Origin of the sequence: Saccharothrix sp. CB00851, assembly GCF_001905065.1 — a bacterium.
Classification (GTDB): Bacteria; Actinomycetota; Actinomycetes; order Mycobacteriales; family Pseudonocardiaceae; genus Actinosynnema.
In genome coordinates this window covers 150,829-163,141 of record NZ_LWLC01000056.1, presented here as the reverse complement: position 1 = coordinate 163,141, position 12,313 = coordinate 150,829, and the positions used below count along the sequence as shown (strand labels likewise).

The 12,313-nt window shown below is 71.5% G+C and carries 8 protein-coding genes and 1 pseudogene; 4 read left to right on the top strand and 5 right to left on the bottom strand.

What is annotated here, in order from left to right; all coding sequences use genetic code 11:
- Positions 1 to 88 precede the first annotated feature (88 nt).
- Both A6A25_RS37900 and A6A25_RS37895 read right to left on the bottom strand, forming a co-directional pair.
- Positions 89 to 1,627 (bottom strand): ankyrin repeat domain-containing protein, encoded by a 1,539-nt coding sequence (locus tag A6A25_RS37900; protein ID WP_073898711.1) that lies wholly within the window; start codon positions 1,625 to 1,627, stop codon positions 89 to 91.
- Between the two features lie 247 nt (positions 1,628 to 1,874).
- Positions 1,875 to 2,822 (bottom strand): helix-turn-helix transcriptional regulator, encoded by a 948-nt coding sequence (locus A6A25_RS37895; RefSeq protein ID WP_073898709.1) that lies wholly within the window; start codon positions 2,820 to 2,822, stop codon positions 1,875 to 1,877.
- 60 nt (positions 2,823 to 2,882) lie between these two features.
- Between A6A25_RS37895 and A6A25_RS37890 the strand changes: the two genes are divergently transcribed.
- Together A6A25_RS37890 and A6A25_RS46090 are read left to right on the top strand one after the other, a co-directional pair.
- Entirely contained in the window at positions 2,883 to 4,016 is a 1,134-nt protein-coding gene (locus tag A6A25_RS37890) for an epoxide hydrolase family protein (protein WP_073898707.1), read from the top strand.
- Between the two features lie 90 nt (positions 4,017 to 4,106).
- The gene (locus tag A6A25_RS46090) at positions 4,107 to 4,295 is read left to right on the top strand and encodes a hypothetical protein (RefSeq protein WP_241829144.1); all 189 of its coding nucleotides are present in this window, start codon (positions 4,107 to 4,109) and stop codon (positions 4,293 to 4,295) included.
- On the opposite strand, the pseudogene A6A25_RS37885 reads toward A6A25_RS46090, so the two are convergent.
- Positions 4,208 to 4,579 (bottom strand): annotated as a pseudogene (locus A6A25_RS37885) (hypothetical protein); the annotation flags it as partial. The gene A6A25_RS46090 and the pseudogene A6A25_RS37885 sit on opposite strands and share 88 nt — an antisense overlap.
- A complete protein-coding gene (locus tag A6A25_RS37880; protein WP_241829134.1) occupies positions 4,551 to 7,388 on the bottom strand; it encodes an AfsR/SARP family transcriptional regulator in 2,838 nt (945 codons plus the stop codon). The pseudogene A6A25_RS37885 and the gene A6A25_RS37880, both read right to left, overlap by 29 nt.
- A gap of 164 nt (positions 7,389 to 7,552) precedes the next feature.
- Between A6A25_RS37880 and A6A25_RS37875 the strand changes: the two genes are divergently transcribed.
- The gene (locus A6A25_RS37875; protein WP_198932998.1) at positions 7,553 to 8,881 is read left to right on the top strand and encodes a vanadium-dependent haloperoxidase; all 1,329 of its coding nucleotides are present in this window, start codon (positions 7,553 to 7,555) and stop codon (positions 8,879 to 8,881) included.
- Positions 8,882 to 8,888: 7 nt separating this feature from the next.
- On the opposite strand, the gene A6A25_RS37870 is transcribed toward A6A25_RS37875, so the two are convergent.
- Positions 8,889 to 11,729, bottom strand: a complete 2,841-nt coding sequence (locus A6A25_RS37870; protein ID WP_338013253.1) for an AfsR/SARP family transcriptional regulator — start codon at positions 11,727 to 11,729, stop codon at positions 8,889 to 8,891.
- A 212-nt stretch (positions 11,730 to 11,941) separates the two neighbouring features.
- Between A6A25_RS37870 and A6A25_RS37865 the strand changes: the two genes are divergently transcribed.
- Positions 11,942 to 12,307, top strand: coding sequence for an effector-associated constant component EACC1 (locus A6A25_RS37865; RefSeq protein WP_143193681.1), 366 nt, complete (start codon positions 11,942 to 11,944; stop codon positions 12,305 to 12,307).
- Positions 12,308 to 12,313: the final 6 nt, after the last annotated feature.

Genomic DNA, 12,313 nt, shown 5'->3' with positions numbered 1-12,313 from the left:
GGCCACAACCTTCCGTCCACCTGACGCCCGCGGCGTCACCGCAGGACGACACCTTCCACCAGCGACAACGCCCGGCGGCGTGTCAGCGTTACCGTTCGCCGCTCGCCTTGGTTGCGGTGACCGGTCCGAGCAGGTCGGCGGTCGGCAGCTGGTGGAAGTGCCGGGCCCAGTCGAGCGGGGTCGCGTCGAAGCGCCGGTCGCGGAGGTCGGGGTCGGCACCCAGGTCCAGCAGCCGACGCGTGAGCTCGACGTCGCCGGCCATCGCGCTGTGGTGCAGTGCGGTCTCCCACGCCTGTTCGACCGGCGCGTCGCCGCGGCCGTAGGCGTTCACGTCGAAGCCGAGCTCCGCCAGCAACGTGACCGTCTCGACGGAGGCGTGGGTCGCCGCCCACACGATGAGCCCGGGGCGGCCGCGGCGGGCTTCCGCCAGGGCGTCGGGATGCTCGGCGCGGACTCGGTCCAGGGTGGACCGGTCGGCGCGGAACGCCGCGGCGATCAGGTCGCGCACGGGATCGGGGTCGGGTGGCGTGGCGCCCCGGGCGACGAGGTAGTCGGCGATCTCCACGTCACCGTTGAGCCGGGCCAGCTCGACCGGTGTCCGGCCGTCGCCGGGACTCCACGCGGGCCCGTCGTCCTCGAACGGCGAGTGGAAGTCCACGCCGTGCTCGACCAGCAGCCGCACGCGGGCGGGTCGGTGGTGCTCGACCGCCCAGCGGAGTTGGACGCGCAGCATCCGCGCGGGTGTGTCCAGCTCGGTGATCCGCGTCCTCCACGGACCGCCGTCGCCGGTGCCGAGCCCGTGGTCGAACAGCAGCTCCAGGTGCGAGTCGTCCGGCTCGAACATCCTGTTGTACAGGGTCTGGGCGTCGTTGGGGTCGGCGCCGGCCTCCAGCAGCAGCCGGCCCAACGCCCGCCAGTGCGGGTGGCGGGGCTGACGTCGTGGGCCGAGCTCGCCGTGGCCGAACACCCCGGTCAGCACCGTGAACGGCGACGGCAGGCCGTCGAAGAGGTAGCCGTCGTCCGGGTCGGCGCCGGCGTCGAGCAGTTGCCGGGCGACCGTGAGCACGCGTTCGGCCGGCGCACCTTGGTCGAACCGCGAGTAGACGAGGTAGAACAGCGGCCGCCACCGGAACGGGCCACCGCGCTCGGCCACCAGCCGAGGCTGCTCCGCGAGCAACCGGCCGACGTCGTCCGGACGCGCGGCCGCCGCGGCGGCCCAGATGTCGCGGCTGGTCAGCTCGGGACGCTCGGCCAGCAGCCGACGGGCCCGCGCCCAGCGTTCCGGCCCGTCCTCACGGCTGTAGGTCAGGCAGGCGAGGCGGCAGAACTCCTCCGCCGGGTCGGCCGCGGGCTGCGCGCCGAGCCTGGTGTCCCAGCCGTGTTCGGCCGCGGTGTCCAGGTATCGCACCAGCCGGGGCCAGCCGGCGAATCCGTGTTCACGAGCGACGACCACCTGCGCGGCGCTGAGCTGGAACCCGCCGGCCTGGTCGGGCAGGACGCCGGGGTGGTGACGGGCCACCCGCGCGGCGGCGTCGGGGTCACCGGCCCGGACGGCCCGCTGCAAGGCACGGGCCTGCCGGCGGAAGCCGTCGAGGTGGGGGCGGTCGGGCAGGCCCAGGGTCGGCACGATGATCTCCTTTCGTCTGCCTGATGTCCGCGCGGTCAGGCCGAAAGGAGAGCGAAGGTGAACACGTGGTGCACGCACCAGGTGGGCTGAGCCCATTCCCGCGGACCGGTGGCTTCCTGGCAGCCACCGCCACTCTAGCCCAGACAGCTACCAACGCACTCTCCTGCGGCCGACCGTGTGTTCAGCCGGTCCGCGCGGCTCCTCGGCACCCCCTCGGGCCCACGACCTCCCAGGGTGGTTCCGGTCGTCAGGCGCGGGCGTAGCGGTCCGCGAGGGTGCGCAGCAGTGGCCTGAGCTCGCTGGGCGACTCGACGGTGAAGTCCATGCCCAGCATGCCGATGTAGGCGGCGATCGTGTCCAGCGAGTCGGCGCCGGTGACGAGGACCGAGGTGGTGTCGGTGACCGTCTCGACCACACCGACGGCCGGGTGGATCCGGTCGAGGACGGCCTGGGCCGGCGCGTCGACCCGCAGGCGTGCGTGCACCTGCCAGCCGGTGGTCGCGACCCGGCGCATGGTGAAGCTCGTGTAGTCGTCGTCGGGGAGGGCGGTGGGGGCGAACCGGCGGTGGGTGCGCATGCGTGGCGTGATCCAGTCCGCCCGGTAGACGTCCCACTCGCCACTGGACGGGTCGCGGGCCACGAGGTACCAGCGTCGCTTCCAGGCGAGCAGGCGGTAGGGCTCGACCAGCAGCGAGGTGTCGCGGTAGTCGAAGCGGAACCACTCGACGTCGTGGATCGCGGTCGCGATGGTGCGCAGCACGGTGGGATCGACCTCGGGGTCCGGGGCGTCGGTGTCGTTGTTCTCCGGCGCGTGGTCGATGACCGAGGCCAGCGCCTCCACCGTCGGGCGCAGGCGTGGCGGCAGGACCTGTTCGAGCTTGGCCAGCGCGCGGGCGCTGGAGGTCTCCAGGCCGGCGATGCCGCGGCCGGCGCGCAACCCGATCGCCACGGCCACCGCTTCCTCGTCGTCCAGGAGCAGCGGGGGTAGCTTGCCGCCGGCTCCGAGCCGGTAGCCGCCCGTCGCGCCGCGGGTGGCCTCGACGGGGTAGTCGAGCGTGCGGAGGCGCTCCACGTCGTTGCGGATGGTGCGGGTCGTGACGCCCAGCCGGTCGGCGAGTTCGGTGCCGCTCCAGGACGGACGGGACTGGAACAGCGCCAGGAGCGCGAGGAGCCGCGCCGATGTGTCCGCGGTCACTGCGACGACCTCCGTCTTATAGGAACGAACTTTTCCTATATGCACTCTAACGTCTGTGTCATGACGAACACGGAGATCCGCCCCTTCCGCATCGAGGTCACGCAGGCCGAGCTGGACGACCTGACCGACCGCCTCGACCGCACCCGCCTGCCGCAGCCGGCGCCGGGTGACACCTGGGAGCACGGCACCCCCAACCACTACCTGCGGGAGGCCGTGGCGGCGTGGCGCGCGTTCGACTGGCGGGCCGCCGAGGAGCGCATCAACGCCCACGCGCACTTCATCACCGAGATCGACAACCAGCCGATCCACTTCATCCACGTCGAGTCGCCGCACGAGGGCGCGACGCCGCTGCTGCTCGCGCACACCTACCCCGGTTCGTCGGTCGACTACCTCGACATGATCGGCAGGCTCACCGACCCCGTCGCCCACGGCGGGCGCGCCGAGGACGCGTTCCACGTCGTCGTGCCGGACGCACCCGGCTTCGGCTTCTCCAGCCCGGTCACCGAATCCGGCTGGACCACCGCCCGCGTGGCCCGCGCCTACGACACCCTCATGCGCAGGCTCGGTTACCAGCGCTACGGCGTTCACGGCTCCGACAACGGCGCGATGGTGGCCCGTGAACTCGGCATCCTCGCCCCGGAGGGTTTCCTGGGGTTGCACGTGCTGCAACTGTTCTCGTTCCCGTCGGGCGACCCCGCGGAGTTCGAACGACTCGAACCGCGGGACTACGCCGGCCTTGAGCACATGCAGTGGTTCCAGAAGGTCGGCGGCTACAACACCATGAACGCCAGCAGGCCGCAGACCGTCGCGGCCGGGCTCAGCGACTCACCGATCGGGCTGCTCGCCTACAGCGAGCTGTTCAACTCCTTCGGCAACGGCACGTCCCTGGTGCCGCTGGAGACCATCCTCACCGAGGTGTCCGTCAACTGGTTCGCCAACGCCGCCGCGGGCATGTCCCGCGCCTACTTCGACAACGCGGCCGCCCCCGCCGACGAGCCCACCCCGGTGAACGCCGCCCCGACCGGCGTGGCCGTGTTCGCCGACGACTTCCAGACCATCAAGGTCTTCGCGGAACGGGACAACTCCAACATCGTCCACTGGAGCCGTTTCGACAAGGGCGGCCACTTCGCCGCACTGGAAGTGCCGGAGATCCTGGTGGACGACATCCGGACGTTCTTCACCGCACTGCGGTGACCTCCTCCGAACGACCTCCCGACCCCCGGTCCGCGACAGGCGGAGCGGGGGTCGCCGAACGCCGGCCGGCGCGTTTCGCCGTACGGGCTCGTGCCGTGCAGCGACAGCGCCAACGACCTGCGCGGTGGCGAGGCCGCGGCGGGCAGGCTCGGCAGGCCCGAGCGGTGCGTGGTGATCGAGGGCAACGTCACCCCGGCCACCGGGGTGCCGGCCAGCGGCAGCAGGTCGCCCAGCGTGGTGGACGACCCCACCTCGCCACGTTCCCGCGCGACGGCGTAGAGCAAGCCGGTAATCCCCTTGGAGATCGAGCCGATCTCGAAGTCGGCGTCGGCGGACGCGCCCACGCTCGCCACCGAAGTCCCGGCGGGCGAAACCGCGGCGACGGCGGCCACCGGGTGCCGAGGACCCAGGCGCGCGACCAACTTCTCGGCAAGCGTTGCACCCGACAAGACCCACCCCTTGGCACTCTTCACGCGGCGACGGGCCAAACCGCAGTCGGCGCACCTGTGCACAACACGCTTCCTTCGCGGCGGATCACGGCTCGTGCGTGCCCCGACCGACATCGGTGGCCTTGTCGAGGTCGTCGAGTTGCTGCTGAACCCGTTCAGCTTCGGTGTTGCGGCCTTGTTGCTGGTACAGCTCTAATGCCTCCCGCCACGCGGCGCGGGCCTGCTCGTGGTGATCGAGCGCGGCGTTGGGGTGGCCCATGTCGTCGAGGGTTTCCGCGACCTGGTAGGTGTGGCCGAGGGTGCGGTACAGGGTGAGGGCTTGCTGGTAGTAGTCGAGGGCGTGGCGATGGTCGCCGGTGTGGTGGGCGATGTAGCCGAGACTGTCGAGGGTGTTCGCCTCGCCTTCGGGGTTGTGGTGGTGTCGGTGCAGGGTGAGGGCGGCGTGGCAGTGGTCATGGGCAGTGTCGAACTCGCCCAGGCGCGCGGTGTACCAGCCCACCAGATTGAGAGCGATGGCTTCCCACGCCGGCTGGTCGAGAGTGCGGTGGAGGTCCAAGGCGTGTCGAGCGTGGTCCAGGGCCCGCCGGTCGTCCCCTGCTCGTTCCCAGGCGAGCGCCAGTGCCTGGTGGGTGAGTGCCTGTTCGTCAGGGTCGTGGTGGTGCGCGGCCAGGGCGAGGGCCCGCTCCAGGTGTCCAGTGGCCTGCTCGTGCAGGCCCAACTGAGCACAGGCGTAGCCGAGGTGTCGGTGAGCGCGGCTGCGGGTGGCGGGGTCGGGTAGGTGTTCGGCGACGTCGAGGGCCGCCTGCCACACGGTGAGCGCGTCGTGCCGGTGCCCTCGCCGGTCGTGGAAGGTGTGCAGGTTCCAGGCGAGTTGCCAAACGGCGTGGTGGCGACCGAGGGTGGCGGCGGTGCGCTGGGTGGCCAGCAGGGTGGCGTGTTCCGCCTGCAACCAGGCGAGGGCGGCCGCGGCGTCGGGCAGCGGGTGCGGTTGGACCCTGGGTACCGGCGGGTCGAGGGGCGCGAGCGGGCGGTGGGGGTTCAGGAGGCGGTCGGCGGCGTGGGCGGTGTGCAGGTAGAAGTCCACCACCCGGGTCAGTGCCGTCTCCCGCAGGTCGTCGGGCAGGTCGTGGGCGGTGGTGGCGGCGTAGGCGCGGACCAGGTCGTGCATCGCGTACCGGCCTCCCGGCCGCCGCTCCACCAGCGAGGCCTCTTCCAGCGCGGCCAGCGCCCTGCGGGCGGGGCCGTCCGGCAGGCCGATGAGGGCGGCGGTGGCGGGCGAGGTGGTGTCGGGGCCCGGCGCGATCCCGAGCAGCGCGAACACGACGCGTTGGGTGTCGGTGGGGTGGCGCAGGGACCAGGACAGCACGGTGGGCAGGCTGGCAGCGGGGTCGTCGTGGTCGAGCGCCTCCAGCCCGAGCGCGCCCAACTCGGCGGCGATCTCGGTCAGCGGGATGGCGGGGCGGGTGGCGGCGGTGCGGGCGGTGATCGCGAGGGCCAGCGGGTAGGCCCCGCACAGCGTCACCAGCTCGTCGACGGCGTCGGGCGCGGCGGCGACGCGGTCAGCGGGCAGGCGCGCGGTCAACAGGGCGCGTGCCTCGGCGCGGTCCAGGACGCCCAGGGGCAGGTGGTGTGCGCCGTGCCGGTCGATCAGCGCAGCGAGCCTGGTGCGGCCGGTGACCAGCACGGTGCAGGTGGATGTGCCGGGTAGTAGGGGGACGACCTGCTCGGTGGTCGCAGCGTTGTCCAGCACGACCAGCATCCGCCTCCCCGCGACCAGGCTGCGGTACAGCGCGGTCTGGGCGTCGAGATCGCTGGGTATGCGGCCGGGGTCGACGCCGAGGGCGTCGAGGAACCCGCGCACCGCCACTGCCGGGTCCACCGGGTCGCTGGTGGGGCTGAAGCCGTGCAGGTCGACGAACAGTTGCCCGTCGGGGAAGCGGTCGGTGTGGCGGTGGGCCCAGTGCAGGGCGAGCCAGGTCTTGCCGATGCCGCCCGCGCCGGCGAGGGCGGAGATCACCACCGTGGTCGCCTCTCCTGAGGCGTCCAGTGCGCTGTGCAGGTGGTTCAACTCGTCGTCGCGGCCGACGAACGGCGCCGGCGGGGCCGGCAGCTGGCGGGGCGTCGCCGCCGGAGGGGGTGTGTCGACGGACCGGAGGGTCACGGCGGGGTCGGCGGTGAGGATGCGTTGGTGCAGCTGCTGCAGGGCAGGGCCGGGGTCGGTGCCGAGTTCTTCCGCCAGCCGCTGTCGGGTCCGGCGGTAGTGCTCCAGTGCCTCGGCGGGGCGGCCTGCGCGGTAGAGCGCCAGCACCACCTGCCCGGCCAAGCGCTCGTCCAGCGGGTTCTCGGCCAGTCGTGTGGTCAGCTCGGGCACCAGGTCGCCGTGCCGTCCGCACTCCAGCGCCCAGTCGATCCGGTCGGCCTGGGCCGCGGCTCGTTCCCGGTGCAGGTGCTCGCGCACCGACTGCGCCCACGGGGTGTCCAACTCGGCCAGCGGCTCACCCCGCCACAGCGCCAGCGCCTCGTCCGCCAGCGCCAGCGCAAGGCGCGGGTCGTCACTGTCGCGAGCCCGGGTGAGCAGGCGGCGGAAACGGTGCGCGTCCACGCGGTCCGGCTCGGCGGTCAAGGAGTACCCGGTGTCGCGCCAGGTGATCGTGATCCCGGTCGAAGCCAACGCCCGCCGCAGGTTGGACACATAGGTCCGCAGCACCGACCGTGCCCGGACGGGCGGATGCTCGCCCCAGACCCAGTCGATCAGCCGGTCCACCGGCAGCACCCGGTTGACCTCCATCGACAGCACCACCAGCACCGCCTTCTGGCGGGCGTGCCCGATCGGCGCCGGAGCGTCGTCCACGCGGACTTCCAGATTGCCCAGCACACCGACCGCGATACCCGCCGGTGTGACCTGCTCACTCTCCCCCGTCACTTTTCCTGTGTACCGAACGTGACCAGGCGACTCAACGCGGATTGGGCGGGTGCTGAACCCGGTGTCGTGACGGTGGTCGTCGCAAGGAGACCAACTGATCACCACACAGCCCGGCCGTGCACCGAGCAGGTGGTGTTCCCGGTCGAAAAGTGGGGAGACCGCACATGAGGAGTGAGATGAGCCGGATCACGGCACGGCGTCGGCTGGGCTTGGCGACCCTGGCGACGCTGACCCTGGGGGGCACTCTGGCCGGTGTGGCGCAGCCCGCGGCTGCGGCGCCCGTCAGTGATCCCGTCCTGTTCTGGAACGACGTGCTGTTGGAGGTCTTCAGAGACGAAGGCGGAGCTCCCACGCCGATGGCCAGAGGCGGAGCGATGATGTACGCGGCGATCTACGACGCGGTCAACTCCATCACGCCCATCGGACAGCCCTACCTCTACAGGACCACGGCGCCCGACGCGTCCGTGCGGCACGCCATCGCCTATGCCGCGCACGACACCCTGGTCGCCGCCTTCCCCGGGGTCGAGTTCAGCGACGACCTCGCCGACGCCCTGGACGGGGCCGCGGACAGCGGGAACGGCCGGGCCGTTGGTCAGGCGGCCGCCGCGGCGATGATCGCCGCACGGGCGGACGACGGCTCCGGCGACACCACCGCCTACCAGGCCGGTACAGAGCCCGGTGAATGGCGACCGACCGGACGTCCCGAGGCGGCGACGCCGCACTGGGGGCAGGTGAAGATGTTCACCGCCACCTCCGCGGCGCAATTCCGGCCGCCCCTGCCCGGCGGGTACGCCACCCTGCCCGAACTGCTGGCGAGCCCGGAGTACGCGGCGCAGGTGAACGAGGTCGAGAGCTTGGGCAGCGCGACATCCACCACGCGCACCGCGGAACAGACCCGGATCGCGCACTTCTGGGCGAACGACCTCGACGACAGCTACAAGCCGCCGGGCCAACTCTTCGCGCACACCCGGATCGTCGCCGAGCAACGCGGACTGGGCACGCCGGAGAAGGCGAGGTTGTTCGCGCTGGTCGCACTCACCATGGCCGACGCGGGCATCGTCGCGTGGGACGCCAAGTACCAGACCGCCATCGACCTGTGGCGACCGGAGACCGCCATCCGGCTCGCCGACACCGACGGCAACCCCGCCACCACCGCCGATACGTCCTGGCGACCGCTGTCACCCGACGAGGACGGCAACCGGTTCTCACCGCCCTTCCCCGCGTACGTCTCCGGGCACGCGACCTTCGCCGGCGCCTGGGCGGGCGCCATGAAGGCCTACTTCGGCACCGACGACATCGCATTCACCGCCACCACCGAAGACCTCCACGCCGTCGGCGTCACCCGAACGTTCACCACCTTCAGCGCCGCCGCCCGGGAAAACGCCCGCAGCCGGGTCTACCTCGGCGTCCACTACCAGTTCGACGCCGACAGCGGCTTGACCGCCGGCACCGCACTCGCCCAACACGCCGCGAGCACATTCCTGCGCCCCTGAGGACGGCTCAGGCGTTGGCCTGACCGGCGTCGGCAGTCTTGTCGAGGTCGTCGAGCTGCCGCTGGACGCGTTCAGCGTCGGCGTCGCGCCCCTGTTGCCGGTACAGCTCCAGGGCTTCCTGCCAGATCCCGCGGGCCAGGTCGTGTCGGCCGAGGGCGGCGTGGGGATGGCCAAGCGCGTCAAGGCTTTCCGCAACCTCGTAGGTGTAGCCGAAGGTACGGCGGAGGCTGAGGGAGTGGTTGTAGTGGTCGATGGCCTGGTGGTGCCGGCCGGTGTGATGGTCAATGAAGCCGAGGCTGTCCAAGCTGTACGCCTCGCCGTGGGTGTGTCGGTGGCGTCGGTGCAGAGTGAGGGCGGCCTGGCAATGGTCGCGTGCGGTGTCGTAGTCACCCAGGCGGGCGGAATACCAGCCGACCGTGTTGAGCGCGTCGGCTTCCCATGCCGGCTGGTCGAGGCCGCGGCATTCGTTCAAGGCATGGCGGGCGTGCCTCAGAGCCTGCCGGTCGTCCCCCCGCTGGCCCCACGCCCGCGCGAGGACGTGGTGGGTGAGAGCCAGCTCGAGGGAGTGGTGGTGGTGTTCCGCCAGGACGAGGGCCTGGTGCAGGTGCCCGATGGCCTCGTCGTGCTGCCCTAGCCCGATGTAGGTGCGGCCGAGGAACCGGTGGGCGCGGATGCGGGCGGAGGGATCAAGCAAGTGGGCGGCGGCATTCAACGCGGCCTGCCATACGGCCAAGTCGTCGTCGCGGTGACCTCGCGTCTGGTGGAAGGCGCCCAGCAACCACGCGAAGTGCCAGACGGCTTGGTGGCGGCGGTGGGCCGCGGCAGTGTGCTGCGCGGCCAGCAGATGGGCGTGATGGGTGTCCATCCAGGCGAGCGCAGTCGGATGGTCGGGCAAAGGGTGGAGGTAGGCGCTGACAGCCGGTGGGCCGATCGGGATGGTCCCGCGGTGCGGGTACAGGTGGTGGTCGGCGGTGTAAGCAGTGTGCAGGTAGAAGTCCACCACCCGGTCCAGCGCCGCCCTCCGCACCGATTGCGGGAGGTCGTTGTGGGCTGTCGTGGTGGCATAGGCGCGGATCAGGTCGTGCATCGAGTAGCGGTCATGCGGGCGACGCTCCAGCAGGGAGTGCTCCTCCAGTGCGCGCAGGATCTTGCGCGTCTGTGCTATGGGCAGGCCGGTAAGGGAAGCTGCGGCGGGCAGGTCGATGTCCGGCCCGGGAGCGATGCCGAGCAGGGCGAACGTGGTGCGTTGTTCGTCGGTCAGGCCGCGCAGGGACCAGGACAGCACGACGGGCAGGCTCACGGCCGGGTCGTCGTTGTCGAACATGTCCAGGCCCAGCTCGCGCAGTTCGGCGGTGAACTCGGCCAGTGGGACGTGCGGGCGGGTGGAGGCGTAGCGGGCCATGATCGACAGTGCCAGCGGGTAGCGGCCGCAGAGGTCGACCAGTTCCCCGGCGGCGTCGGGTTCGGCGGCCACTCGTTCTCCGCCGATGCGCCCAGCGAGCAGCGCGTGTGCCTCTTCGCGGCTGAGGATGCCCAGTTGCAGGTGGTGGGCTCCGTGGCGGTCGATCAGCAAGGCCAACGTCGTGCGGCCGGTGATCAGGACCGTGCACGTGGGCGTGCCGGGCAGCAGAGGCGCGACCTGGTCGGCGGTGGCGGCGTTGTCCAGCACCACGAGCATCCGCTTCCCGGCGACCAGGCTCCGGTACAGCGCCGCCTGCGCGTCGAGGTCGACCGGGATTCGGCCGGGATCGGCCCCGAGGGCGTCGAGGAACCCGCGGACCGCCACGGCCGGCTTCAGCGGCTCGCCCTCGGGGCTGAAGCCGCGCAGATCGACGAACAGCTGCCCGTCGGGGAACCGGTCGGCGTGGCGGTGAGCCCAGTGCAGTGCGAGCCAGGTCTTACCGATTCCGCCCGCGCCGGCGAGAGCGGAGATGACCACCGTGGAGGCGTCGCCTTGCGCGGCGTCCAGGCGTTCCAGCTCGTTGTGCCGGCCGACGAACGGCGCCGGTGCCACCGGTAGCTGGCGGGGTGGCGGAACCCGGCTGGTGTCCTGTTCGGGCGTGGGATCGATCTCGGGGAGGGTGAGGGCGTGGTCCGCGGTGAGGATGCGCTGGTGCAGCTGCTGCAATGCCGGTCCTGGGTCGGTGCCGAGTTCGTCCGCCAGCCGCTGACGGGTGCGCCGGTAGAGCTCCAGTGCGTCGGCGGGGCGGCCGGTGCGGTACAGCGCCAGCATCAGCTGCCCGGCCAGGCGTTCGTCCAACGGGTCTTCGGCGGTGCGCGTGGTCAGTTCGGGCAGCAGTTCGCCGTGCCGGCCGCAGTCCAAGGCCCAGTCGATCCGGTCGGCCTCGGCTGCGTTCCGTTCCCGGTGCAGGTGCTCGCGCACCGACTGCGCCCACGGGGTGTCCAGCTCGGCCAACGGCTCACCGCGCCACAAGGCCAGCGCCTGCTCGACCAGCGCCAGGGCGCTGCGCGGGTCGTCGCTGTCGCGCGCCCGGGTGAGCAGGCCGCGGAAGCGGTGTACGTCCACGCGGTCCGGCTCAACCGTGACCTGGTAGCCGGTGTCACGCCAGGTGATCGTGATCCCGGTTGGCGCCAACGCCAGGCGCAGGTTCGACAGGTAGGTCCGCAGCACCGACCGCGCCCGGGCAGGCGCGTGCTCGCCCCAGATCCGCTCGATCAGCCGATCCGGCGGCACCACCCGGTCGGCCTCGGTGACCAGCACCACGAGCACCGACTTCTGCCGGGCGTGCCCGACCGGCACCGGCATGTCACCCGAGCGGACTTCCAGGTTGCCCAGCACGCCGACCACGACACCTACTGACGCGACCTGCTCACGCTCCGCTGTCACGCCTCCTGTGTACCGAACGTGACCAGGCGGTTCAACGCAGATTGGGCGGGTTCTGAACCCAGAGCCGCGAAAGTGGGGGCACGGCCGTCCGGCCGAGGTCGAGCACCCACGACCGGTTCAGCACGGCTCACGGAGAGAAGTCGGAGAGATCATTGATCATCCGAGACGACGGACGAGCGACCGACGCAGAAGGCGTCACCACGTTCACGCTGGTGTCGGTCGACGGTTCCGCGGAACTGGCCATCACGCTGCCGGGCGAGTTCGTCGACGACCTCCGTGAGCACCTGGCGGCAGAGGGATTTCGCGTCCCGCGAGGCGTCGCCCGTTCGGCACTGGCCGAGATCATCGTGGCGACGGCCGAGAACCCCGCCGCGTGGACGGCTGTCGGGGGAACGGTCGTGGCGTTCCTCCGCAGGCACCGGGGGAAGGTGCACCGCTTCGAAATCGAGGGCGAATCAGTATCGATCGAGGGGTATTCGTCCGAAGAAGCGGAGCGGCTGGCTGCGCGACTCGCCAAGTCGAGTCGCGAGCGCCACGACGACCCGGAACCCGGCGGGATGACCATCGGACGTCGCTAGCTCCGT